The organism is Bifidobacterium kimbladii, from assembly GCF_032193675.1.
In the GTDB taxonomy this organism is placed as follows: domain Bacteria; phylum Actinomycetota; class Actinomycetes; order Actinomycetales; family Bifidobacteriaceae; genus Bombiscardovia; species Bombiscardovia kimbladii.
In genome coordinates, this window is the sequence record NZ_JASTZZ010000002.1 from 171558 (window position 1) to 195652 (window position 24095).

Annotated in this window: 20 protein-coding genes; 5 read left to right on the forward strand and 15 right to left on the reverse strand. The window is 59.8% G+C overall.

Going from position 1 to position 24095, the window contains the following annotated elements; genetic code table 11:
- Nucleotides 1-336: 336 nt before the first annotated feature.
- Entirely contained in the window at nt 337-1353 is a 1017-nt protein-coding gene (locus QRX41_RS04035; protein WP_313838864.1) for a YdcF family protein, read from the forward strand.
- A gap of 30 nt (nt 1354-1383) precedes the next feature.
- Here the strand turns inward: QRX41_RS04035 and QRX41_RS04040 are convergent, their stop codons facing one another.
- The 3 genes from QRX41_RS04040 to QRX41_RS04050 all read right to left on the reverse strand — a co-directional run bounded on the left by QRX41_RS04040 (nt 1384) and on the right by QRX41_RS04050 (nt 5037).
- On the reverse strand, nt 1384-2787 hold the full coding sequence (locus tag QRX41_RS04040; RefSeq protein WP_313838866.1) for an MFS transporter: 1404 nt from the start codon (nt 2785-2787) through the stop codon (nt 1384-1386).
- Between the two features lie 520 nt (nt 2788-3307).
- Nucleotides 3308-4417, reverse strand: a complete 1110-nt coding sequence (locus QRX41_RS04045; protein ID WP_313838868.1) for an XRE family transcriptional regulator — start codon at nt 4415-4417, stop codon at nt 3308-3310.
- A complete protein-coding gene (locus QRX41_RS04050; RefSeq protein WP_313838869.1) occupies nt 4414-5037 on the reverse strand; it encodes a hypothetical protein in 624 nt (207 codons plus the stop codon). Before QRX41_RS04050 ends, QRX41_RS04045 begins: the two co-directional genes overlap by 4 nt.
- A 348-nt stretch (nt 5038-5385) precedes the next feature.
- On the opposite strand from QRX41_RS04050, the gene trmD reads away from it, so the two are divergent.
- The gene (gene trmD, locus QRX41_RS04055; protein ID WP_313838870.1) at nt 5386-6336 is read left to right on the forward strand and encodes a tRNA (guanosine(37)-N1)-methyltransferase TrmD; all 951 of its coding nucleotides are present in this window, start codon (nt 5386-5388) and stop codon (nt 6334-6336) included.
- A gap of 41 nt (nt 6337-6377) precedes the next feature.
- Here the strand turns inward: trmD and rsmD are convergent, their stop codons facing one another.
- From rsmD to QRX41_RS04075, 4 genes are all read right to left on the reverse strand, one after another.
- Entirely contained in the window at nt 6378-7013 is a 636-nt protein-coding gene (gene rsmD / locus QRX41_RS04060) for a 16S rRNA (guanine(966)-N(2))-methyltransferase RsmD (protein WP_313839044.1), read from the reverse strand.
- Nucleotides 6994-9471 carry an ATP-dependent DNA helicase RecG gene (locus QRX41_RS04065; protein WP_313838872.1) on the reverse strand — a complete coding sequence of 826 codons (2478 nt, stop codon included), beginning with the start codon at nt 9469-9471 and terminating at the stop codon, nt 6994-6996. Before QRX41_RS04065 ends, rsmD begins: the two co-directional genes overlap by 20 nt.
- A 100-nt stretch (nt 9472-9571) precedes the next feature.
- Complete coding sequence (gene rpmB, locus QRX41_RS04070; protein WP_015021347.1) at nt 9572-9766, reverse strand: 50S ribosomal protein L28; 195 nt, start codon at nt 9764-9766, stop codon at nt 9572-9574.
- Between the two features lie 124 nt (nt 9767-9890).
- The gene (locus QRX41_RS04075) at nt 9891-10916 is read right to left on the reverse strand and encodes a helix-turn-helix transcriptional regulator (protein WP_313838873.1); all 1026 of its coding nucleotides are present in this window, start codon (nt 10914-10916) and stop codon (nt 9891-9893) included.
- A 374-nt stretch (nt 10917-11290) separates the two neighbouring features.
- Here QRX41_RS04075 and QRX41_RS04080 point away from each other — a divergent pair, with 374 nt between their 5' ends.
- Nucleotides 11291-12100, forward strand: a complete 810-nt coding sequence (locus QRX41_RS04080) for an ABC transporter ATP-binding protein (protein ID WP_313838875.1) — start codon at nt 11291-11293, stop codon at nt 12098-12100.
- On the opposite strand, the gene QRX41_RS04085 is transcribed toward QRX41_RS04080, so the two are convergent.
- The gene (locus QRX41_RS04085; protein WP_313838876.1) at nt 12060-12731 is read right to left on the reverse strand and encodes a sugar O-acetyltransferase; all 672 of its coding nucleotides are present in this window, start codon (nt 12729-12731) and stop codon (nt 12060-12062) included. The two genes, QRX41_RS04080 and QRX41_RS04085, sit on opposite strands and share 41 nt — an antisense overlap.
- Before the next feature lie 201 nt (nt 12732-12932).
- Here QRX41_RS04085 and QRX41_RS04090 point away from each other — a divergent pair, with 201 nt between their 5' ends.
- Complete coding sequence (locus QRX41_RS04090; RefSeq protein WP_313838878.1) at nt 12933-13385, forward strand: GNAT family N-acetyltransferase; 453 nt, start codon at nt 12933-12935, stop codon at nt 13383-13385.
- 50 nt (nt 13386-13435) lie between these two features.
- Nucleotides 13436-14257 (forward strand): mechanosensitive ion channel family protein, encoded by an 822-nt coding sequence (locus QRX41_RS04095; RefSeq protein WP_313838880.1) that lies wholly within the window; start codon nt 13436-13438, stop codon nt 14255-14257.
- Nucleotides 14258-14344: 87 nt separating this feature from the next.
- Here QRX41_RS04095 and QRX41_RS04100 read toward each other — a convergent pair whose 3' ends face one another.
- The 7 genes from QRX41_RS04100 to QRX41_RS04130 form a co-directional block, all read right to left on the reverse strand.
- Nucleotides 14345-15493 carry a D-alanine--D-alanine ligase family protein gene (locus QRX41_RS04100; protein WP_313838882.1) on the reverse strand — a complete coding sequence of 383 codons (1149 nt, stop codon included), beginning with the start codon at nt 15491-15493 and terminating at the stop codon, nt 14345-14347.
- Between the two features lie 292 nt (nt 15494-15785).
- Nucleotides 15786-16787, reverse strand: coding sequence for an NAD(P)H-dependent glycerol-3-phosphate dehydrogenase (locus QRX41_RS04105; protein WP_313838884.1), 1002 nt, complete (start codon nt 16785-16787; stop codon nt 15786-15788).
- Between the two features lie 112 nt (nt 16788-16899).
- Complete coding sequence (locus tag QRX41_RS04110; RefSeq protein ID WP_313838886.1) at nt 16900-17793, reverse strand: lysophospholipid acyltransferase family protein; 894 nt, start codon at nt 17791-17793, stop codon at nt 16900-16902.
- A 14-nt stretch (nt 17794-17807) separates the two neighbouring features.
- A complete protein-coding gene (gene murA / locus QRX41_RS04115; RefSeq protein WP_144085306.1) occupies nt 17808-19139 on the reverse strand; it encodes a UDP-N-acetylglucosamine 1-carboxyvinyltransferase in 1332 nt (443 codons plus the stop codon).
- Between the two features lie 139 nt (nt 19140-19278).
- On the reverse strand, nt 19279-20331 hold the full coding sequence (locus QRX41_RS04120) for a CPBP family intramembrane glutamic endopeptidase (protein ID WP_313838889.1): 1053 nt from the start codon (nt 20329-20331) through the stop codon (nt 19279-19281).
- A gap of 102 nt (nt 20332-20433) precedes the next feature.
- Nucleotides 20434-22908, reverse strand: coding sequence for a CPBP family glutamic-type intramembrane protease (locus tag QRX41_RS04125; protein ID WP_313838891.1), 2475 nt, complete (start codon nt 22906-22908; stop codon nt 20434-20436).
- A 168-nt stretch (nt 22909-23076) separates the two neighbouring features.
- Complete coding sequence (locus QRX41_RS04130; protein ID WP_198199243.1) at nt 23077-24036, reverse strand: CPBP family intramembrane glutamic endopeptidase; 960 nt, start codon at nt 24034-24036, stop codon at nt 23077-23079.
- Nucleotides 24037-24095 lie beyond the last annotated feature (59 nt).

Sequence of the window (24095 nt, forward strand, 5' to 3'; positions counted from 1 at the left end):
TTGTACGCCAGGTCCGAACCATCTCCTGAGCGCGGAGGAACCCAACATCACTTGAACCCCTGATCCTCCCAACGCATCGCTGCCTTGCGACCAACCACGCCCATGCAGGCACCGATGTGCAATCCTGAGAGAACCCATCATTATCATGGTCTCGACTTGGAATTCGCACCGTCGGGAATCGCCCACCCTCAGCTTTTGAACGTGTGAGATTTGCCACATATATGGTACCACGGCAGGCTGGGAAGCGGTGGCATGTCAAGGACGAGCGGCGGCTCATCTATTCGCTACAGTGGAATACAACCCTGCCAGTTCGTCCTCGGGAAGGGGAATCACGGCATGACCAATTACCTGCAGCTCCTCCTGCTCTATGCACCCGCCATCATCTTCGGCCTGCTCTTCCTCTGGGACCTGCACAAGGAGCCACGGCAGTTCCGCAATGCCATCTGGTTTCTGCTCCTGCTGCTGACCCTGGGCGGAGCGCTTCTTCTGCAGTTCGGCATGCGCTGGCTGATCCTGCCCCTGGTCATCCTGCTCATTGCCTCTCCCCTGCTGGTGATCTGCTTCCTGCTGGCCAACACGGTCATCGTCATCCGACATGAGGGAATCTCCCTGACCACTCTGTTGCCCGGGCTGCTGGCGCTGGCCGTGGTGGCCTACATGTTTCTTTCGCCCCTCCTAGCAGGCTTTGGCGCCCCCTCATGGATGCAGAAGCTGGCTGGACTGATCAACCTGGAAGCCACCTGGTTCTTCTTCTCCTTCCTGGCCCTGCTGCTCTATTCCAGCTTTTACAGGCTGCTGCCCCGCAAGCGTCGCTACGACTACATCATCATCCACGGAGCGGGTCTGCGCGGCGAAGAACCTACGCCCCTGCTCCGAGGACGGCTGGACAAGGCTGTAGACCTCTGGAAGCGGCAGGGGCGCCTGGGGCGCTTCGTGGTCTCCGGCGGACAGGGCCCCGATGAGGTCATCAGCGAGGCAAGGGCCATGGCTCAGTATTTGCGCAACTCCTGCGGGGTGCCAGGCGAGGCCATCATCATGGAGGACAGGTCGACCACAACCCTGGAGAATCTGCGCTACTCCAAGCAGATCCTGGACGACCGCTACGAGATGGGCACCGGACCTGAGCATTACCGGGTGGCCCTGGTCACCAGCGACTACCACGTCTTCCGGGCCAGCGAATACGCCAGCAAGGTCGGACTGAATGCCGACGGAATCGGCTCACACACCAAGGGCTACTACTGGCCGACCGCCTTCATCCGGGAGTTCGTGGCCATCACCCGCATGCACTGGTGGCCCTACCTGGTCCTTGCGATAGGCTGGGCCGTCTGGATCGGCATTTCAGTCCTGCATTAACACCATCAACCCTTCAGAAGGAATCAGAGGTCATGCAACCTGAATCCCATCCCTATCCTGATCGGCCAGGCTGCGCTCCAGGAACCATGCCACCAGGAGGATGCCCAGGACGATGAGAAAGACGAAGACGAAAGCCCAGACGGCGCCGAACTGGAAGGCCTGAGGACCGGCATGGATCCCTCTGGCCTTGGGCATGCCAGTGATGATGGCAGCCAGGACGCCGGTCGAGGCGGCGCCTGAATACTGCTGAAGGGTGTTGAAGAGCGCGTTGCCGTCAGGCACCAGTCTGGCTGGGATATGCTGCAGCCCGACTGTGAGCAGGTTGTTGAAGACGCAAGCCTGACCGACCATGTAGCAGGCGTAGAGAAGGACCATCAGCAGGACGGACAAGTGCCGGCTGAGGACCAGGAAGCCTAAGGCCGAGAGGAAGAAGGCAGTGCTTCCCACCGCAAGCAGTCCACGCAGGCCATGACCATCCAGATAGCCGCCTGTGACGGGCTGGCAGAGGGCCGAGAGCAGGCTCCCCGGCAGCAGAAGGAGGCCAGCGACCGTGGAAGTCTCCCCTAGGACGGACTGGGCCATGTTGGGCAGGATGAACGTCAGGCCTATCTGAACAAACTGGACCAGGAAGTAGAGGATCAAGGCAAGGGTGAAAGTACGGTTCCGGAAGACCGCGATGTTGATCAGCCTGGTCCGCTGGCGCACAAGAGTCCAGACCCCTGCAACAAGTGCCAGAGCACCAATAAACAAGGACAGCCAGGTGATTGGACCATGCACATCCAAGGTGCTCAGACCCATGGTCAGACCGGTCAGGAAAATACCCAGAAGAATGAACTGGAGCCAGGCAAAGGGACCGACATGGGCGCTCTCCCTGTCAACCGAGATGAGGGCAATAATCCCGAATACCAGCTCAATGGGCAGCACGATCAGGAAGATGGCTCGCCAGGATAAGGTCTGGATGACTGCTCCGCCAAAAGTCGGGCCCAGGGAGGGAGCTAGGGCCACCGCCATGCCGGCGCTGCCCACGTAACGACCCTGGATGTGGAGAGGAACCTTTTTCATGATCAGAGAGAACACCAAGGGAAGAGCAATACCAGTGCTGATGCCCTGCAGGAGGCGTCCTGCCATAAGGACAGGAAAGCATGGAGCGAGGATGCACATCAGGTCGCTGCCCAGGAATATTCCGACGCTGGCCAGGATCAATGCACGGGTCGTGAATGAATGCTCCAGCCAGGCGGCGGCCAGAACCGTCAAGGCCACCACCAGCAGATAGCCGGTAGTCAGCCATTGGACTGTGCCCAGCCCGGTTTTGAAGTACCTGGTCATCTCCGGAAAGGTGACATTGAGCGAGGTCTCCAAAAGCACCCCGCAGAAGGCAAGGCCGGCAGTGCCGGTAATCAGCAGTTTTGTTTTCTTGTCAACATGGTCGACCATGGACCGTCCGCTCCTCACGCATCAGACTGTTCGCATAGCCATCTCCACGGATCCGTACGGCATGGCATCATCCGATACCGCTCTCATTGCTGTTTACGCAACGGTTATAGCTCTCTGGCTGCGTTGATGACATCTCCCAAGCCGGATTCATACGCGACTTGAAGACCCAGACAGTGTAGCACCAGCAGGCGTACCTATCCGGGCGCACACGCCTTACCCGAACAGGCTTGGGAGAGTTGGTAGCATCGAGATTTGCTGTTTGCGCTGACGTGGTTTCGAGCAACTTACGCTCTTCATCGAACAGACCAAGCTGCCCGTCCGTTGATTTTCCGAACTTCGCCACGCCTGCAATAATTCTGGACGAATCCAGCCCTTGCAGTTCCAGTCATTTTTTTCTGTTCCGTTGACAAAGGACCCACTGAGGTTCTTTTCGACTTGGCATTGCCCTATGAAAGTCTTTCCTGAATGTCTTGCTGACAAATGTGGTCTTCATGAAGATGCTTCTAGCAGCCGCTTTAGCCTATCTCATGATCGTCCAGCTCGCTGCCTTTTCCGTCAGCCTGTTGTCACACCAATCGTTCGCCAGTTCGAAGGGAATGCCAAGGAATCCCTCGATCCCATCTCTGGGCACCGTAGAACGGCCAGTATCGTCCAGTCCGCCAAACGCACGGCCGAGCATTTGAGCAAGACGCACCGGATGCTCCGTCTTGACCTCTACGGGCTCATGCTTTATCCAGTGACGCTGCGCCATGCGAACGTATAGGGATTTGTATTTGTCCCCATCGATCAGGCCCAGATCGAAAGCTCTGCGCACGGCCGCACCAACAGAAATTCCCCACCCGGACTTTACGTACAGGTAGTCCTCCAGCATCATGCTCGGGCTGATGACCGCTCGCGCGTCCGACTCAGGAAGAAGGAATTCACCAGCGAACTCGTTAGCCTCCCTCTCCATCAAGGACACATCCTTGGGACGGCGGTACCGATGTAGAACCAGATGACCCAGCTCATGAGCAATAGTGAATCTGAGCCGGTCGCCAGGCTTGTCTTCTGGAAAATAGCCTATAAGGGCCTTGCCCGGGTAAGTAACTCCATCACTGACCGAATCAGCCACCTTCGTCGTCAGCGGTGCAATAATCACTCCTTTACGTTCCACGCTTCGAATCATGTTGCGCACCGCTCCCGTAGAAGGCAGCCCCAGTATCGCACGCGTGTTTGCCGCAATGTCACGGACTCCCTGTGCCTGCGGGTTCAAGGTCGGCGCAATCTCATCAAGCCAGGAGGCCGCATCATCTGGCACATTTGACATCGAACTTACCCTGGAAACGGTGTCCGCCAACATCTCGAACTCCGCGCAGATGCGGTTACTGAGATTCATTGTGATTTTTTTCTTGCGACGAAAGGCGAGACGATTCCAATCAAGACCTGGCTCGCGCAGCATAAAGAAAGACTGAGGAAGGCTCGTAGCATAGGCTATCTTTTCAATGCTTGATTCCGTAAGATGCGCAGTCGGATTGCCAACCAGAATGCCAATGTAGGTCGGGGTCATGCCAGAATGCTCGGCAAGCTCTTTTTTGGTCCAACCCCGATACTTCCGTGCAAGCTCAATGCGCGTGGGGTTGAACTCGTTCATTGGATCGTCTCTTCCCTTTCTTCTCGGACAATTGTATTTGAGCGCGGGACCAACAACTCATTTTCGTCATCGTCACCGTTAAACGCCATACCCTTGAAACCCTCACCCATCTGAAGAACCATGAGAGCGATGCAGGGAGCGCCCTTGGGAAACCGGCCGGTTCCAGTAGGCTGGTAGGCGGAACAATGAAAAATGCCGTTTGCTTCAGTCCAAACCAAGACGATTTCTGCGTCGCTTAGCGGCTTCTTGCCGGAAAGCTCCTGGTCGAGCATAGCTGGTTGCACCCATGCCTGCCTACGCCGTAAGTTCGTTCCGGCTGGAGGAACACTTCCCTCGAATTTGAACTTCTTGAGGAATCGAAGCTTGAGGCCTGAACCGATGTTGCGCAGATGAAGGCAGGAGGTGGATCCCGTAAGTTCCCACCCGTCGATTGGCTCATCGGCGATCTCTGCCCGGAGCGTCGCGTTGAAATTGTCCGCATAGAGCTTCGGATACTTAGCCCGAGGAGTGCCGAGTGTATTCATGGCCGAGAGCGAGCGAAGCCTAGCCTGCGGCAACAATGTTGGAAGCGCATCATTGATTGGCAAAAGGTTCTGACGAATGAGCTCGAGTTTTTCCAAAGAATCTCCTTAAAATGCACATTTCTATTTAATATCTGGCCTATTGTTTTATTCTTCTATCTGAGTTGAATTTTACTACCCGAAAATTAATCTATCAAATCAGAATCGGAGTAGATAAGCTCTATGTTCCACCGTCGACGTTGTTACGAATCCTCATGCAGACAAGTACAAGACGACGATACAGTCCACTGAGCAAACTGTTTCCGAATAGCTGCTATAAAGGGACCACCTATCAGGCAAACTCGTTGGAAACAAGATTCACCATCGCAATGAATTGTCAGGCGAACTCCGAGACGTGCCGATCCGTGTCCGATTCCGCACCGAACAGGCTTAGGTAAAGTTGGTGACATGCAAATCGATATCGTCTCCGTCTTCCCCGAGTATTTTGACGTAACTGGGCTCAGCCTGCTAGGCAAGGCCCAGGAGAAAGGCCTGGTGACCATACGCGCCCACAATCTGCGCGATTGGACCCATGACGTTCATCACTCCGTGGACGATACGCCGGTGGGCGGCGGAGCAGGCATGGTGATGAAACCCGAAGTCTGGGGCCAGTGCCTGGACGACTTGCTGGACATGCCAGACGGATCGAGTCAGGAACAACAGCCCGCGGACCAGACGGCCGGCACCACTGATGTTACAGAACACAAAGAAGCAATGAAGAGTTCCAGTGACACAAGCGACGGCATAGCATCCGAAGCAGATTCATCAGCAGACAGCCACGAGGCCGGCGTGGCCGAACCAGTCCTGATCTTCCCCAACCCGTCCGCTCCCCTGTTCACCCAGGCCGATGCGACCGAGCTGTCACAGGCGAAGAGGCTGGTATTCGGCTGCGGCCGCTACGAGGGCTACGACGCACGCATCCCCGATTACTACCGAAGCAAAGGGGTCGATGTCCGGGAGTACTCCATCGGCGATTACGTGCTCAATGGAGGTGAGGTGGCCGTCTCGGTCATGTTGGAGGCCATCACTCGGCTCCTGCCCGGCTTCATGGGCAATCCTGAATCCATCGTGCAGGAGTCCTACACCGGGGATGAGCCGCTGCTGGAATATCGCCAGTACACACGTCCCACCACCTGGCGTGGCATGGCCGTTCCCGAGATACTGACCAGCGGCGACCACGGAAAGGTGGACAGATTCCGGCGCGACGAGGCCATCAGGCGAACCAGTCGGATCCGTCCCGACCTGATCGCCCGATTGGACTGCTCCACTCTCGATAAGCATGACCGCCGCCTCTTGGAGGATCTGGGCTGGGACACACGGAAAACCCACCCGAGACCTCTGGACCAGCCATCAGACTGATCTGTCGTTAAATTGATCAACCTTTAAATTACAGGGCTAAATCAGCGGGCCGTCAGATAATAGACTGCTGTCTCCCCATAGCTGCGAGCCTGATCAATCGCCCATCCTTCAGGAGCTGTGGGCGGCGGGGTGCGTGTCGATCGTTCCAGAACGATCATGCCCCTATCGTCCACCATTCCTCGGCCAGTCAGACCGGTCATAATACTTTGGCAATCCTCAGTCGACAGGTCATAAGGCGGGTCCATAAAGACCAGGTCGAAACAGGCCTCGGACAGACCGGCATCCTCATGGCCAGAAGAGAGAGGACGAACAAAGCGCTCGGCACGATTTCTGCTGACACGAATATCCATGGCTGGATCCCAAGCCGGATGGTGGCGCAGCCCAGCGGCTGAGCGTGACAGCAGTCCGGCGACACGACCAGAAGACTCCACAGCCACCAGGCTCTGGGCACCGCGGGAAAGGGCCTCGAATCCCAAAGCCCCGGTACCGGCGAACAGGTCCAGGACCCGAGCACCGGACAGCAGACCTTCGGACTCCAAGTGGGAAAAGATGGCCTCCTTGGTGCGATCGGTGGTGGGCCGGGTGCCCTTGAGGGCTGTGGGAATGGGGAATCCCTTGAAGCGGCCGGCGATGATGTGCATATGGTCTGTTGTCCTTTCAGCTGGAGACCAAGAAATCTTCGTTGCCTCTCATAAAGTCCAAGACAGCGCCAGCCAGCTCGGGCTGCCCGACCAGAGTGGGGTCGGATTCCAGGAGTTGGCCTGCCTGGGTGCGGGCACGGGCGATCATGGGCGCATCGGTGACCACCCGCAGAAGCTTCAGGGAGGAATGACCGCCGGACTGGGCATCGCCCAGCACGTCGCCGGCACCCCTGATGCGAATGTCCTCCTCGGCGATTTTGGCCCCGTCAGTAGTGTCGCGAATGACCTCGAGCCGCTCGGCAGCTGGGGAATCCGCAGGGGCGCGCGAGATCAGGAAGGCCCAAGAATCAGTGCCGCCGCGTCCCACCCTGCCGCGCAGCTGATGAAGCTGGGAGAGTCCGAACCGATCGGCATCGAAGATGACAATGCAGGAGGCTTGGGGCACATCCACCCCCACCTCCACCACAGTGGTGGCTACCAGCAGGGGCGTGCGTCCCGAGGCGAAGTCCGCCATGACGGCATTCTTGGTGGCATCGTCGTCTCGCCCGGTCAGCGTAGCCATGGCAATGCCCTGGAACTGCGGCAGGGCGGCCAGGCGCTGGCTCATTTCGGCCACTGAGTGCAGAGGCGGACGCTGACCATCACCTTGGCCCTCCTCAGCCAGCAGCTCAGGTTGAGCATCGGATCCGCTAGATTGACCAGGTCGGTCAGAGGCGGCCGAGAAGTCGTCCTCCTCGTCGATGCGGGCGCAGATTACATAGGCCCGTTCTCCAGCCTCGATCCGTCGACGCAGATGCAGGAACATGGCGCCCATGGTCGCCCCATCCGATTCAGCGATGACGTGCGTGCGGACCGGTTTCCGGTTGCTGGGCAGCTCCGTCAGGGTGGAGATGTCAAGGTCGCCGAACCAGGTCATAGCGGCCGTGCGCGGGATAGGTGTAGCTGTCATGATCAGCAGGTGGGGAACGCGCTCGGATTTGCGGCGTAGCTCCTCGCGCTGCTCGACCCCGAAACGATGCTGCTCGTCGATGACGGTAAGAGCCAGATTGGGGGCCTGGAAGGTCTTGGAGAAGGCCGCATGGGTGGCGATGACAATGCAGGGACGGCCCGAGACCGAGACAGCCAGGGCAGAGCGGCGCTGAGCCAATCTCATACCACCGGTCAGCAACACCAGAGGCAGAACCAGCTGATCCGTCATGCGGATCATGATGACGTTGTCCACAGGCTTATGGCGGCCTTCTACGGCAGTGGCGGTCACATCAGTGCCCATGGCCTTGAGCATGCCGCCGATGGAGGCATAGTGCTGCTCGGCCAACACCTGGGTCGGAGCCACCAGGACGGCCTGATGACCGGCCTGGACCGCCTGGAGCATGGCTGCCAGGGCCACTACGGTCTTGCCAGAACCGACCTCGCCCTGCAGAAGCCGCTGCATGGGCTGATCCTTGGCCATGTCGACATCGACATCATTGATGACCTGACGCTGGCCATCGGTTAGCTGGAACGGCAGGGAGTCAATGAAACGGGCAGGCAGGGTGTCTGGACGGTCGGCGCCCGAATCCACACATGGATAAGTGGGCTGCTGCTGGGTCTGGCGACGGGTCTGCAGGAGTGCCGTCTGCGAGACGAAGGCCTCCTCGTAGCGCAGGGTCTTGCGCGCCGCAGCGAAGTCCTCAAGGCTTTCGGGCGCATGCATGCCCAGCAGGGCACGGGCGCGATGCAACAGCCCTTGGTCGACACGGACCTGCTCGGGTAGCACATCAGGTATGGCACGGCCCAGCGCTTCTGGATCGATGTGGACATCAGCACTGGGCTGCTCCTCTTCGGCGGCGCCGGCTGGGGGTATGGGTTCAGAGGAATCATCGACCTGTGCCAGCAGACGTAGAAAACCCAGAATGACGTCGTGAATATGGTCCGAGGAAATGCGGGAGCTTGCATGATACACCGGACGCGGTCGACGGACGCGTTCCAAGGCCTCGTCAAGGCTGGCTGCATCGGGTCGGGAAGCCTCTGCCAAAACTTCCCGATCGGCATCGGCAACAACCAGGGTCTCCGGATGGGTGAACTGGAGCTGGTCCATGTAGACACCGGGCTCGCCGGCCACGACCAGATTCGCCCCTACCTGCAGCCGACGGACCATCCAGTCCATATAGGACTTTTTATGGGAGAAGAAGACCAGTCTGACCGCCAGCGGAGTGCCGCCTTGGCTGCTGACGAAGGCTGCATCGTCCACCATCACGTCCAGCCGAAAACCCCGGTGGCCACTCAGCGGCACCAGACGCACCTGATCCACCCGGGCGGCGAAGGCGCAGGGCTCACCCAGCCGGATGCCGGCAATAGTGGTGACCTGCATGGGATCAGTGATGCGGAAAGGATAGTAGGTCAGCGCATCCCCGACTGTGACCACGCCCAGAGCCTTGAGAGCACTCACCCTACGCCTGTTGGCCACCAGCGAGGCCACGGTGCTGTGCAGACCAACACGAGCCACTGCCGACATACCCGATCACCTCCCGCATGCGCCGACCATCATCCCTCAGGATGACAAGAACCCCCGGAGCTTTGCCCCCGGGGGTCCCAATACGACCGACAAACCGCACTCAGGCGGCGATGCGCTGCACCTTGCCTGCCTTGAGGCACTTGACGCAGACGCGCAGACGCACGTTCTGGCCATCAACGGTGGTGTGCACCGACTGCAGGTTGGGGCGGAAGATGCGCTTGTTCCGGATATGCGAATGAGAAACACTGTAACCGGTCTGCGGGCCCTTGCCGCACACCGCGCAACGAGCTGCCATGATGACTTCCTTTACGTTGTTTTCCAAGTCGTCCCAGGTGTTCTTGCCCGCAACGCAAGGCTGCGGATGAACACACAACTTTGTTAGACTACTACATCCCCTCAAAGAAGGCAAATCAGCTGTCTCAGGCACGAGGCGGCTTGCGGAAGATGCCGATCAGAGACTGGAGCACTCCACAGAACACCCCGCCGATAATCCAAATGGCCCAGAATGGGATGCGCCACCCGAAGAGGTTGTCGTAATTGCCAGAGAAGAGCATAGTCAGGGCCACCAGCGTGCAAATGCCCATGATGACTCCGCTGATGGCATTGCTTATCCGGTGCTCATACCGATAGGTGTCCCAGCGACCGTCATCAACGGAATCAATCTGCCTGTTGTAGGCCCGGAGGTTCATCATTCTGTGGCTCGTTCCCGCATGGACTAGCAGGAAGATCCCTAGAGCCAGAAGGAGGAAGAAGACGAACCCTCTGACCTGATCGGACCAGCCCCAGATCAGGTATCCGGCAGAGTTGATCCCCACATCCAAGAGCACGACAGCCAGACCGCAGACCAGCTCCCAAGTTGCCTGCCGGTAAACTCGCGAGCGCTCCTCATCGGTGTAGAAATCCGCTACATAGGGATGCCGGCGGCGAAAATCCCTTCTGGCGGAAACCGCCGGTATCAGACAGGCCAGGCCCAGGACGATGCCGATCATCAGAGCAAGGAAGGCCAGACCATTCTGTGCGTCGGTCGGCTGGCTGACTGCGGCGAAGAGACCACCGAAAGCCAGTCCCAGCATGATAAGGGCGATGCCGAAAGCCATCCGCAGGCTGTAGGCATTGCTGAAGGAGGCGTAGCCGGTCACGTCTTCCGCAGCAGACTGAACAGGTATATTCGTGTGCGTTGTCGAAGTCGTCTGCGCGGCATCCTGATGGTCAGGCTTGGACGCACGCTGCCCGGAACCCGGATGCCGAACATCGCCTAGAACCAGGTCATCAAGAGTGCAGCCGAAGAGGTCACAGATGGCCAGGAGCTTGTCCATCTCAGGGTATGCCTTGTCCGACTCCCACTTGGACACCGCCTGACGGGATACCCCCACCAACATGGCCAGCTGCTCCTGAGTCATGTTGCGCTGCGAACGCAGATATTGCACATTGGTTCTGAAACTCATAATGTTCTTTCTCCAGATCGGCAGATTGCCGATTCAACCAGCAACGAGACCATGATGAAACGTGCAGGGCTCCGACCGCCACCAGCTTTGGGTTGCACCCGACAAAGACACCAATATTTGCTGTCAACCGACGGTTGCATCCTTGCAATTCCAAGGAAGCAGGTGGTCGCTGAATCCCCATCAGCCCCCTCTCCAGCAAGAAATACACCACATCTACGTTCACGATACATACCCTTCAGGAGGGAATGCGGATCCAGCGGATCCCAACCCTGAATCGTCCCTGATTCGACCCTGAAAAACACCCTGACAGGAGCTCACGCCATGGTCTTATAGAGGTAGAGACCGGGCAGGAAATGATCGAAAGGAAGGCAAGGATGCAGCATCGGGCAACCAGAGATCCCTACGCACCACCGCTCATTCTGGACAAGATCTGCTACGACTACGGAACGCGGCAGAAGCAGGGCGCCCGGGTGCTGGACGAGATCAGTCTGGAATGTCAGGCGGGAACCTGGACGGCCATCATGGGTCCTTCGGGCGCCGGCAAATCGACCCTCCTCTATTGCGCCGCGGGACTGCTCCAAGTCAGGCAGGGCAGGGTGGCCATCGCCGGGGAAAACCTTACGCGAATGAAAGAAAAAGAGCTGACCCGACTCCGGCGCGACCATATCGGCTTCGTCTTCCAGGACTACAACCTGGTCAACGCCTTCACCTGTCTACAGAACACCATGCTGTCCAGTCTCTTCGGCGGCAGGAAAATCTCCACCCAAGCGGCCCTGTCTGCCCTGTCGAACGTCGGCTTAGAGGGATATGCCAACACCTATCCAGCTGACATGAGCGGAGGCCAGCAGCAGCGCGTGGCCATCGCCAGATCCCTGGCCGCCAGCCCGGAGATCATCATGGCCGACGAGCCCACCGGCGCCCTAGACACCCATAGCTCGCGGGAGGTCATGGACCTGTTCGACCTGGCCGTCCGCAGCGGCCAGACCATCCTCATGGTGACCCACGACCCCAACGTCGCCGCCCGCGCCCACCGGGTCATCTTCCTCCAGGACGGGCGCATTCAGGCTGCTTGCCCGGGCGGAGACCCACAGACCATAGCCCAGCAGCTGGCCAGCATGGATGCTGCGCCAAACCAGGAGGCCTTCAGCCCTCCTCTGGCAGTTCCATCCGATCAGCCTCGGTGATGGTACGAATTACCCGGCAGGGCACACCCACGGCCAGGGAGTCAGGTGCGATGTCATGGGTGACCACGGATCCGGCCCCGATAACCGCACCATCGCCGATGGTCACTCCCCCGGCCACAGTCACGTTTGATGCCAGCCAGCAGTTGGATCCGATGGTTATTGGAGCGCCCAACTCGTAGTCGTAGAGGGAGCCATCCTCATGGCGCCTCAGATTTCGCTCCTGCCACCGTAGGGGATGCAAGGGGGTGGCCAGTGTGACATTGGGGCCGATCATCACATCATCGCCGATCAGTACAGGGCAGGTATCCAGAACCGTGAAGTTGAAATTGGCGAAAATGCGCGAGCCAAGCTTGGTGAAGCATCCGTAGTCGAAGTAGATGGGCCCCATACAGTCGACATCCTGACCGTGTTCGGGCACCAGATCATCCAGAAGCCGGCTGCGCAGGTCCCGCTCCTGCTCAGAAGATGCGTTGAAAAGACGGCAAAGTTCGTGGGCTTTGACCCGCAGCTGGCTCAATTCAGGATCCGAGGCATCATAGAGCTCGCCAGCAAGCATCCGCTCCCGCTGCGAGCGCCGATTCCCTTTAGCGGCTCCGGCAGTCGCACCTGTCAGTTTCGAGTCCTCGTCCATGGCCATCCCATCGTTCCCGCGTCACTTCAGTGTCATTGCTGCAAGCTCACACTGCTTGCAGAGTCCTCATCCATGTAATCGTCTGGGTCAGACAGCCGACAGTCGCAGGGACCGTTCGTCGTCCGGTTTCGGACATCCGTTCATGCCGAGGGTCAAGCTTGGTAGATTGGAGACAGCGGAGGACCATGGCGAGGAGGAAGCATGCGGTATGAGGTGAGCGAGGCCATTCCCGAGGTTGCCAAGGCCATCCGTAAGGCCGTATTCGTAGAGGAGCAGGGCTTTCACAACGAATTCGATCGAACCGACGATGCCAGCCTCCATATCGTGGCCTATGAAGGGGATGAACCCGTCGGAGTATGCCGAGTCTTCCCCGACCAGGGCCAGACATGGACCCTTGGCCGATTGGCGGTGCTGAAATCCTACCGCGGTCAGCATCTAGGCGCCAATTTGGTAGCCAAGGCTGAGGAAACCGCTCGGAGCCACGGGGCCGACCAGCTCACACTTCACGCCCAGGAACGGGTAGCAGGCTTCTATAAGTCTTTAGGCTATAGGGACATGGGCATTCACGACCAGGACGAGGGATGCCCGCATATGTGGATGGACAAGCCCCTAACAGTCAGCACCGGAAACGAGCCAGAGGATCGCGCCTCATGAATCCGACCGTCAATGTTGCCAGCACAAGCGTCGCTACGAACAAGGATCCCATGGGAAGATCCGAACAGGCCATTTCCAGCTTCAGCGATGCCGTCATCTACTGGTTCCGCCAAAATTTCGGAAAGATCATCCTTCTGATTGTCGTGGCTGTCTGCGCTGCATTGATCTCCAAGATCGTAGCGGCGGCCATGCGACGTGCCCTGGAACGGACCAACCTGCCCAGTGCCTCCATCTTCGTCAACATCGTCCGCGCCCTGATCTGGATCTTCGCTGCTGCCACAATCCTGCAACCAGTCTTCGGAATCAACCCATCCACGGTGGTCGCCGCCCTAGGCGTCAGCGGTCTGGCGCTCTCTTTCGGATTGAAGGATACAATCGCCAACATCGTCGGCGGCTTCGGGCTCATGGTCAGCAAGGTGGTCCAACCCGGCGACATCATCACCATTCAAGGCACCACCGGAACGGTCCGCGATGTGACCTGGCGCCATACCATCGTCATCGACAGGACCGGCAACCAGCTGCTGATCCCCAACTCCATCCTCAACACCACGGCGCTTGAGAAGATCACCGAGGCCGGCGAGGCCGCCACCACGGTTCCCTTCACCCTGCGGGGAGATGCCGATATAGCCAGGTCCTCCCGTTCCATTGCACAGGTGGTGGCCCAGGCAACCAGGAATATGGCCATGCCAGCCAACCCGCCCATTGTCCAGCTCCAGGGCTTCACCCCTTATGGCATCAAGGGCCAGGTGGTCATGTTCGCCAAGCAGGGCGTCATCGCCGCCGATATGCAGGATGCCGCCACCCGCGCTTTGGCCGGCCAGGACTACCTGGTCCAGGAGGCCGAGCTCCAAACAAAAGACGTTGAGTATTAACCAGATGATCCTCTCATCCTGCGGGAGAAATGCAAAACGGCATCTTTCCTCTCACGAGACGCCTCAAACTCCGCAGGCGACTCCGCGTCAGGCAGATACACCCTCAATCAGATCGGTAATCAGTTCGGTGTAGGTGATCCCAGTGGCCTCCCAGGCCTTGGCATACATGGAGATAGGCGTAAAACCAGGCATGGTGTTGATCTCGTTGACAATGACTCTGCCCTCGGGCGTTACAAAGCAGTCGACACGGCTCAGACCGGCGCCGTCCACGGTTCTGAAGGCCTTGGCAGCCAGGTCGCGAACCTTCTGAAGAGTCTCCTCTGGCAGGTCTGCGGGGACCTCCACGTGAGAGGCGGAGGAGTCCACATACTTGCTGTCGAAGTCGTAGAAGGCCTCGTCCCGATCAGCCTTGTCCAGCACCACCTCGCCAGGCCAGGCTGTACGGGGCTTTCTGTCCTTGCTTGAGGCGAGCACGGCGCACTCGATCTCCCGCCCCTCAATGCCCTCCTCTATCAGGACTCGCCAGTCATGCTTTGCCGCCTCGGCGACCGCAGCAGCCAGTGCTTCGGCTTCAGGCTCTTCTACCTTGACCACACCAAAGCTGGATCCTGCGCGGGAGGGCTTGATGAAGAGCGGGTAATGCAGCTCTGCCTTCTCCACAGCGGCCAGCAGGTCGGCTCCGGATCGCTGTTCACGGGAGTCTATGGTGATGCCAGGAGCCACAGGTATGCCGGCCTGGCTGAGCAGAATCTTGGTATAGTGCTTGTCCATGCATGCAGCAGAGGCGAAGACCCCGCATCCGACGTAGGGCAGGCCCATCATTTCAAGCAGGCCCTGCAGGGTGCCGTCCTCACCGTATGGGCCGTGCAGCACCGGAAAGACCGCGTCAACACGCCCCAAAGGCTCTAAGGAACCGACTGTCCCGGAAGGTTGGGCTCCAGAGACCAGATCGGCATGGTCACCAATCAGAAACCCATCCCTGCCGCGAGCCATGTCGAGGATGACCGGACGGCTGCCTTCGGTGATCTGTACGGTTGGCAGACTGGCATCGCCCAGACCCCACTGCCTGGGATCCTGGCCGCCGATGGTCCATCGACCGTCCTTGGTAATGCCAATGGGAATAGGCTCGTATCGGTCGGTATCAATGGCATTGAGCACGCCGGCCGCTGACACGCAGGATATGGAATGTTCGTCAGCACGCCCGCCATAGAGCACCACAACACGTTTCCTGACCATCATCCCTCGGCTTTCCTCATCCTGGACATGCATTCGAACCTCACGCATCTGCTCGGGCAGATACACCACTCAAGACAGCAGAATATCCCCTTGGCGGGCAGCAAGGCCTGGTCAGGGTCGCTCATCCACAAGCTTGGCACGAACGGACGTAACGGGGCAGAAGCAAGGACCAGATAAGTCAGACACGCGATTGATTTGGAAAACCGTTTATCATCGAGCAGAAGGTTGAGAGCACCGGCTTCACAGCCTTCGCGCCCTTATAGCCATCAGAATTTTCTGACGGCCACCAGACTCATTCTGCAGTGATCTGCCCGCCGAAGAGCTCGTCGATCATGCCCCGGCAGCTCAGACCCTGACTCAGCACATGGCTCATGGCCGTAGCCAGCGGGGTCGCCACCTGGTAACGCCTGCCCAGGGCGACGACAGCATCGGTGGTGGGCACGCCCTCGGCGACACCCTTGCTGACGCGGGTAGCCTCTTCGATGCTTTTGCCCTGACCCAGGTTAAAGCCAAAGGTGTAGTTCCTGCTCAAGGATGAACCGCAGGTGGCCACCAGGTCGCCGACTCCGGCAAGACCGGCGAAGGTCTTGGACTTGGCCCCGCAGGCCTCCCCCAGGGCCGTAAGTTCAGCCAGACCCCTGGCCTGAATCATGGCGGCCGTGTTCTCCCCGAACCCAGCCCCCCGTGACATCCCCACGGCCAGTGCAGTGACGTTCTTCAGCGACCCGCACATCTCCAGGCCGATCACATCGTCAGAGACGAAGGCCTTGAAATAGTCGGTCGTACAGGCACAGGCCACCCTCATGGCAGCATCGGCATCAGCGCTGGCGACCACGGTGGCGCTGGGCTCACGTGCGGCCACCTCCTTGCTCAGGTTGGGGCCGGAGACGGCCGCAAACCTGACCGGGTCCAGATCCAGTGTCTGACAGACCACCTGATCCATCCGCCGGTCAGTGCCCCGTTCAATCCCCTTCATCAGGGAGACCACAATGGCATCATGACCCAGCAACCCCTTGAATTCCGTCAAGGCCTCACAGGCGTGCTGCGCGGCTATGGCCACGATCACGATTTCTGCCCCCGAGACAGCCTTAGCCCGGTCACCCTCAGCGCTGATGGCATCAGGCAGCCTCTTCACGGTCGGCAGGCGGCGGGCATTCGAATGTCTGCTATCGATTTCGTCCACGACATCCGGGTCGATGTCCCACATGACCACCTGATTGCCTGCGTCAGCCAATACCTGGGCAAAAGCGGTTCCCCATGCGCCTGCTCCCAATACCGCGATCTTCGTCATCATTCTCCTTTGCATAATGCCGTGCGCACGGGAACGCCGACCAGCAGCCTCATTCTTGTCTCTACCATCCTATGACACGACCGCCAGACAGGGGAATTGGATGTGGGTTCCGGCCTTATTGCTCGCTTCTAGGCCGACGGGTCATGGTCACGTAATCGAAGTATCCAGCCGCTGGGGGCTCTTCGCCACGGATCTCGGCCATGACCTCCTCCATCCGGTTGCGCAGGCGGACACAGAGGGCATGCACGGACTGCTTGGGAGGTTCCGCGCCCCACTGATCCACGTCTTCCAGAAGGTCGGCATAGTCAAGGAGCCGGTCATAGCACATGACCACGTTCTTTCGAGGCCAGGGCCACTTGTGATTGATCGAAGCCGCCCCCCAGGTGATGCTGGGATACAGGGGAACCATGCGGCCCAGCTGTCGCGAGGCCTCCAGGGCGATGAATCCGACACCGGGCTTGAGCGACATGGGCCACTTCAGAGGGTCACGGGACACCGTTCCCTCAGGCCAGATGGTCAAAGGCCTGCCCGAGGTGATGATGCTGATCGACTCCTCCTCAATCGACCTGGCCTTGCCGGACTTGCGCTCCACCGGCTGCATGCCCACCATGCGGAACCAGCTGCCGATCAGGGGCCAATGGGCCATCTCGGCCTTGGCCATATAGCGGGGACGACGACCCAGGTGGAAGAGCGCCATCATGGGAATGAACACGTCAAACTGGGTCACATGGGTGGCTGCGGTGATAAATGGGCCGCTCTGAGGCACCCGCTCCAGACCCCAGGCATAGACCCGGCAGGAGTCTCGCACCACCTGGGAGACTCCGCGCAACAGACGGGTAGTCCCCACAGGGTGTTGACCGTCTATCTCGTCCAGGGCCGGTATGCGGTGTCCAGTGGGATAGTAGCGGGTTGGATCCGCCAACCTGTGCCGCTGGGCCAACAGGGCCACCTGCTGGTCGGACAGGGCCGGCACCGCAGAGCGTGGGGAAGGTTTGCCTTTGGAAGCCATCTATGCCTGCCGGATCAGTCGATCTGCGCGTCCAAGGCCAGCAGCTTGTCGCGGAAGTCCTCGTAGCCGCGGTCGATCAGGGAGATGCCGTGGACGGTGGAGGGACCGGAGGCCGTCAGTGCGGCGATCAGGTGGCTGAAGCCGCCACGCAGGTCGGGCACGTCGATGTCCTGGCCGGTCAAGGGGGTGGGACCGAAGATGACCGCCGAGTGGTTGAAGTTGCGCTGCTGGAAGCGGCAGGGCAGGGACCCCAGGCACTCCTTGTAGAGCTGGATGGTGGCGCCCATCTGAATCAGGGGCTCGGTAAAGCCGAAGCGGTTCTCGTAGACGGTCTCGTGAACGATGGAAAGACCCTTGGCCTGGGTCAGAGCGACCACCAGGGGCTGCTGCCAGTCGGTCATGAACCCAGGATGCACATCGGTCTCAATGGCCACGGGCCGCAGGTCGCCGCCCGGGTGCCAGAAGCGGATGCCGTCGTCGCGCACGTCGAACTGGCCGCCGATCTTGCGGAAGACATTCAGGTAGGTCATCATATCGGGCTGATGGGCGCCCTTGACCATGATGTCGCCATGGGTGGCTAGGGCGGCGGAGGCCCAGGAGGCGGCTTCGATCCGGTCGGGCAGGGAGGTATGGGTGAATCCCTTGAGGGAGGGCACCCCCTCGATGCGGATGGTCCGGTCCACATCCACGGAGATCTGCGCGCCCATCTTCTGCAGGACCGCCACCAGGTCCATGATTTCGGGCTCGGTAGCCGCCCCTGACAGCTCAGTGCGTCCCTCGGCCATGACGGCTGCCAGCAGGGTCTGCTCCGTGGCGCCCACCGAGGGGTAGGGCAGGTGAATCTTGGCCCCATGCAGACCATCGGGCGCTGTGATGTGTATGCCGGCCTCATGCTCCTTGTCGACATTAGCCCCCAGCTTGCGCAGGGTCTCCAGATGGAAATCGATGGGCCGGCTGCCGATGCGGCATCCACCCAGAACGGGGATGAACGCCTCCCCCATCCGGTGCAGAAGCGGTCCGGAGAAGAGGATGGGAATGCGGGAAGAGCCCGACAGGGTGTCTACATCAGCCACGTCGGCCAGCTCCACATGACTGGCATCGATGGTGACCACACCCTCCTGGGGACGAACATCCACCTTGACCCCGTGCAGCCTCAGCAGGTCCGAGACCACATGGACATCTCGGATCTCGGGAACGTTCTTCAGCACTGAAACACCAGGAGCCAGAAGGGCCGCCACCATGGCCTTGCTGACGAAGTTCTTGGCCCCGCGGACCTGGATGGTCCCGTGCAGGGGTCTGCCGCCCACCACATGCAGCACATCATTCTGTGTATTCACCTTGGGCATATATCGGCTTCCTTCTCGTATCTGCTCAGAGCCGGGCTTTGGCACATCATCGGCCCTATCTGCAAGTCTGCCACAAGGGGTGTGGGGACACCGTGAATTGTCGCCTCGGGCATAGAGCGTCCACCCAGTCAGATACTGGTCAGGCGCCAGCTGAAACGAAGGGGGTCAGCATCGTGAAGCCCATGATCAGCAACAGCATGATGAAGAATGGGCAGGCCCAGGCACCGTAGACGTTCGTATAGGTGCGATTTTCCCGCAGAAAAGCGACAATCCGATGACGGCCCAAGTAGAGGACCAGGACGGCCGCCAGCAAGCCTGCCAACATCATGAGCACGTTGACGTAGGAGGCCATGTTGTCGCTCATAAACCCGAGGAGGAGTTCCAGCCCGTCGCTGACGACCAGGTTGTTGAACACGTGCAGGGCTATGGACCAGAAGATGGAGTATTCGCAGGCCAGATAGCCCAGAAGCAGACCCATGATGAAAGCGAAGAACCCTTGGCCAAGGTCGCCGTGGAAGAAACCGAACATAACGGCGGAGGTGACGATGGCGAAGACGTGGCCGTAGGGCTTCAGCGCATGCAGGATGGCCCCTCTGAAGACCAGCTCCTCGATGACGGGGGCCAGCAGGCTGACGTAGATGAACATGGGAATGGTACCCGAGGCCTGCTGGATCTGCTCGGTCGTGGTCCAGGACTGCTGCACTCCCAGCCGCGCCGTGGTCCAGTCCATGCCTGACTGATACCAGTCGGCCAGGGTCTGCCCGGTCAACGTCAGCGCAAAGCATCCCAGCAGTACCTGCCAGGTCATGGGGTGCAGATCAGTATGGAAGATGCCCAGAGGACCGGAATCGCAGATCTGCCGACGTCGTGTGAAGACCAGGAAGCAGAGGCCTGTGCAGGCGGCGATCAGGTTGATGATGCCCCCATACTCCTTGTCCGCATGGCTCATCACATATATAAATCCCGAGTGGGCAGGCACTGGATCAAACACGGCATTCCACTCCATTTGAGCCAGCACACCGAACAGAAGGCCGACGCTGTTGATGATAAGCAGGTAGACCAGCAGCAGGGCGGCCTGACGGTTGAGCATACCTCTGGCCGCACTCATCCATGCACGATCCGCCACGCCTCGTCTGGGCTTTTGAGCCTGCCCGGTCCCTGACGCGTCGAGCGCCGCCGCTGTCTGCCCCATGTCACCATGCCCTTTCATGATCCTCTGCAGGTTCGGCCATCCGGCATTGACCTCCAGCTTGTCCAAGTCTACGCCACCACCGCAGCGCCAATGCGTCATGCCTCAGAGCAGGCCGGGCACGAACTTGAAGACCGTCAGCAGCAGGCAGAGCAGCAAGTAGAGCAGGAACCAGGGCTGCCTCCAGGAAACATATGTGCCTTTAGGGGCTCGATAGCGCCGCCGGTAGTCCAACAGACTGGTGCGGTGCAGGAAGAACATGAGCAGCCCAGCCAGAACCAAGACCAGCGCCACTGCCAAAATCGACAGACGAGCAGTTCTCGGAGCGCTCATCAGATATCGATTGGGCAGGCCGCTGAAGAGCAGATCACCGACCACACGGGCTCCGACAGCCCAGATCAGACCATACTCCAGGGAGCAGTATCCCAATGCCAGCCCCAGCAGGAAGATCCAAAGCCCGGAGACCGGATCACTCTGCAGCAGGGCGCAGAGCAGGGATGCGGTCAGGATGGCAAAGACCCGTCCATACCGACGCAGCCCGTTGAGGATGATGCCGCGGAAGACCAGCTCCTCAGCCAGGGGGACCGCCAGGAGGGCATACAGGGCCATCATCGGCGAGGAAGCCCCGGTGACCAGCAGGCTGTGCGAGGCCAGGGAGGGGATGTGCAGAAGCAGACCGAAGTGATTGAAGAACTTGTTCAGTTCATGAACCATCCCTTGGCCCAGCAGGAGCATCGCTACCAGGGCCAGCAGAGCCGCCAGGGTCATTCTTCGATCCGTTCGCCAGCGGACGGCGTCCTGTCCCCGCTGATCCACACCTCGAATAACGCTCCACTCTGAAATGCAGGCATAGGTCAGCGCCAACAGGACCGACAGGAGGGTAATCCCGTCGGATAGGAAGGCGATGGATCTGGGGTCCTTGACCTGTTCCATGACGACTGGCAGGATCATCCCCGAACCGACCATGAGCACCAGAACCGATATGGCCAGATAGACGAAGGCGAAGGCGGCCTGTCCGTTGACGGCGTGGAGGACCCCGGAACTGGCTGTGTAGGTGTTGGACTTGCCGGTGGTGGGCTGGGCCGCAACTTCAGCAGCTGGCGTGACCGCATTAAGTTCACTTGGAACAGCGATCGGCTGCGAGTTGACCGACTCCGGTCGGCTTGTTCCTGTGACCGGTCCTGCCGAAGCATTGGAAACGACCCGCGGGGCTGCCAACTCGGCTGAAGGACGGGTACGGTTGCGAGCAGCCCGCCGCTTGGACGACCGACGGACTCCTCTCTTCCTTTCACGGCCTCTGGCAGAAAGGCCGAAATGAAGACCATGCGAAGAACGGGTCGGCTTGGTTGCGTTCGTCGCGGCTTCCTCGGTCTCTGAGGACTTGGCCTTGGCGGCCACAGCAGCTGCTGCAGCCTCGGCAGCCTTGGCGGCGAGAGCCACAGAAGCGCCTGGGGCGGATACGGATGTCGACGAAGACGCGAACTGGACGACCGACTGCGTCGCTGGAGCTGCCTTCACAGCCTCTGAAGATTCGGATGGGGCAGGCTGAACGGCAATTGCTGCCTGGCCGGTCTGCATAGGCTGGCCGACATGATCCCTCTGTGCGACAGCCGACTCCTGTCCGTCAATAGTCTTTGACGAAACGACCCGACCGCCGGTACCGTCACCGGCGACTGCAGCAGGCTGGGCAACTACCCGTGGAGTCGAACAGACCCGACGCCCCTGATGATCGGCTTCGCTGGACGCGGCTTGTACAGCAGCACCGTTCTCCACAGAAGCCGATGAACCAGTGACCAGGGAATCCCAGTCGGCATCCGAGCGACGGACTACGACTGGCCGGTCGGCGAATACCACAGGGGCCGCTGACGCATGAACAGAGGCCGGGGGGGTCCCGGCCGTGGACACCCCGGCCGGGGTAGCCGACTTGGGCACAGCTGGTTCGACTGCAGAAGAAGCGGGAACGGATGGCGTTTTGGCAGCGGAAGGCTTACGGCGCTTGTGCATATTCCAAGAGAAGACCGGGCCCTTGTTCGTCTCGGGCTTGGTCCAGGACCAGACGACCTTGGCCGCAGGCTGCCCCGGCTGCCCCGAGGTCTCCACGGCTTTGGCAACCTCCGGCTCTCGATGAACCACCACACGCCGCGGAGACGACTCCTTGTGAGGTTCCTTTCCGCCGTGCCCGTCAGCTGGCAGATCCTCAGGAGGAAATGCGGGAACTCCCGGTTGACTGGCCATGGTGACCGAGTCCAAAAAATCATAGGATCCTGGAAGCACTGAAGGTCGTTCACCGACTGGCCTGGCACCCTTGCCGCCAGCTCCTTCATCACCCAGAACCGCGGTCTTTCTATGGGCTATCCGTCCCGGGTAGGCCAAGCCATCATCCACGGCCTCCCCCGGCAGGCTCAAGGGCGGCAGGTCGATGGATCCTTCCTCATAATCCCAATGACGGGCGTAGTCCTTGCTGGCACTGTGGCTTGCAGTCATGAGGGCGAGAGAGGAGCGCGACACCTTCCAGCGCCCCTGATCGCTTTGGGCATCGGCGGACTCGCTGCCGCTGTCGCGATCCTCATCATCCCTCATCCGTCGATGATCCTTCCCCTTCATGCACTACCGTACGACCGTCAAGGGCGTCCAGCGACACGAACCTTTCCCCACGTTCATATCACAACACTACATGTCCGAGTCTAGCCCGACCCCGCCCTTCTTCGACAGAATCCCGACAATGGCCCGGCGCCACCGACTGTCTGGTCAGGCCAGCCCTGGTACGAATTCGCTCAGGGCCATCAGCAGACATGCCAGGCAGAAGAGCAGGAACCAGGGCGCCCGCCAGGAAGCGTAGATTCCCTTGGGAGCGCGATTGCTGCGGCAGTAATCACGGAGAGTCCTGATCTTGAACAGCAACCCGACGACGCCAACCAGCAGTACCAGGATCATGAGAAAGCCCAGGCCAATGCGGACCACCTCGGGTGCCAGAGGCATGTACTTGGCCAACAAACCTGAAGAGAAAGCATTGTTGAGCATGTGCACCAGCAGGGACCAGACCAACCCGTACTCCATGGCCAGATAGCCCAGAACCAGGCCGGAAATGAAACCGAACAGACCCTGAACCAAGGAGCCGTGCATGAAACCGAAAAGCAGGGAAGAAGTAATAATGGCGAAGACTCGGCCAAAGCGGCGCAGGCCGTTCATGATGACCCCGCGAAAGACCAGCTCCTCGGCAAAGGGCCCCAAAAGAATGCCATAGAAGAGCATGATCGGCGTTTCCATGTCGCCATCACCCGGTGCGGACGGCGGATGCAGCCCGGTACTGGACAGAACGGCGCTCAGTCCGGAGTTGGCCGCCCCGGCTACGAGCTGACTGAGGAAGAAGCAGGCTAAGGCAATGATCAAGGCCAACAGGCTGAATCGGCGCGCAGTGACCCACCGCACCTGATCCTGGCCATGTCGTTCACGGCCTACGATGACCGGCCACTGGCTGATCAAGGCAAACAGCAGGGCCAGCACTACGGAGGTGGCCACTGACCAGTCCCCCAGAGGGCCGTTGATCTGCGCCTTGGAAGCGTGCGGAAAGAGAGCAGGCAGAACCACCTTGCCCCCCACAAGACCTGCCAAGGTCTCGATGGCCACGTAAATGAAGGCAAAAGCACTTAGGGTATTCACTGCCCGTCTAACGCCCCAGTCGTGCACATCGCCGCTGCTGTGCCTCATGATAACCGCTCCTCTTCACTCGCCAACTAGTCACAGGCGATCAATGGCTGTCTCATTCC

Excerpts from the sequence above, each read along its gene's own strand:
- QRX41_RS04035 (WP_313838864.1), top strand. The coding sequence starts at position 337 with ATGACCAATTACCTGCAGCTCCTCCTGCTCTATGCACCCGCCATCATC.
- QRX41_RS04040 (WP_313838866.1), bottom strand. The coding sequence starts at position 2,787 with ATGGTCGACCATGTTGACAAGAAAACAAAACTGCTGATTACCGGCACT.
- QRX41_RS04045 (WP_313838868.1), bottom strand. The coding sequence starts at position 4,417 with ATGAACGAGTTCAACCCCACGCGCATTGAGCTTGCACGGAAGTATCGG.
- trmD (WP_313838870.1), top strand. The coding sequence starts at position 5,386 with ATGCAAATCGATATCGTCTCCGTCTTCCCCGAGTATTTTGACGTAACT.
- QRX41_RS04065 (WP_313838872.1), bottom strand. The coding sequence starts at position 9,471 with ATGTCGGCAGTGGCTCGTGTTGGTCTGCACAGCACCGTGGCCTCGCTG.
- rpmB (WP_015021347.1), bottom strand. The coding sequence starts at position 9,766 with ATGGCAGCTCGTTGCGCGGTGTGCGGCAAGGGCCCGCAGACCGGTTAC.
- QRX41_RS04075 (WP_313838873.1), bottom strand. The coding sequence starts at position 10,916 with ATGAGTTTCAGAACCAATGTGCAATATCTGCGTTCGCAGCGCAACATG.
- QRX41_RS04080 (WP_313838875.1), top strand. The coding sequence starts at position 11,291 with ATGCAGCATCGGGCAACCAGAGATCCCTACGCACCACCGCTCATTCTG.
- QRX41_RS04085 (WP_313838876.1), bottom strand. The coding sequence starts at position 12,731 with ATGGACGAGGACTCGAAACTGACAGGTGCGACTGCCGGAGCCGCTAAA.
- QRX41_RS04090 (WP_313838878.1), top strand. The coding sequence starts at position 12,933 with ATGCGGTATGAGGTGAGCGAGGCCATTCCCGAGGTTGCCAAGGCCATC.
- QRX41_RS04095 (WP_313838880.1), top strand. The coding sequence starts at position 13,436 with ATGGGAAGATCCGAACAGGCCATTTCCAGCTTCAGCGATGCCGTCATC.
- QRX41_RS04100 (WP_313838882.1), bottom strand. The coding sequence starts at position 15,493 with ATGGTCAGGAAACGTGTTGTGGTGCTCTATGGCGGGCGTGCTGACGAA.
- QRX41_RS04105 (WP_313838884.1), bottom strand. The coding sequence starts at position 16,787 with ATGATGACGAAGATCGCGGTATTGGGAGCAGGCGCATGGGGAACCGCT.
- QRX41_RS04110 (WP_313838886.1), bottom strand. The coding sequence starts at position 17,793 with ATGGCTTCCAAAGGCAAACCTTCCCCACGCTCTGCGGTGCCGGCCCTG.
- murA (WP_144085306.1), bottom strand. The coding sequence starts at position 19,139 with ATGCCCAAGGTGAATACACAGAATGATGTGCTGCATGTGGTGGGCGGC.
- QRX41_RS04120 (WP_313838889.1), bottom strand. The coding sequence starts at position 20,331 with ATGGGGCAGACAGCGGCGGCGCTCGACGCGTCAGGGACCGGGCAGGCT.
- QRX41_RS04125 (WP_313838891.1), bottom strand. The coding sequence starts at position 22,908 with ATGAGGGATGATGAGGATCGCGACAGCGGCAGCGAGTCCGCCGATGCC.
- QRX41_RS04130 (WP_198199243.1), bottom strand. The coding sequence starts at position 24,036 with ATGAGGCACAGCAGCGGCGATGTGCACGACTGGGGCGTTAGACGGGCA.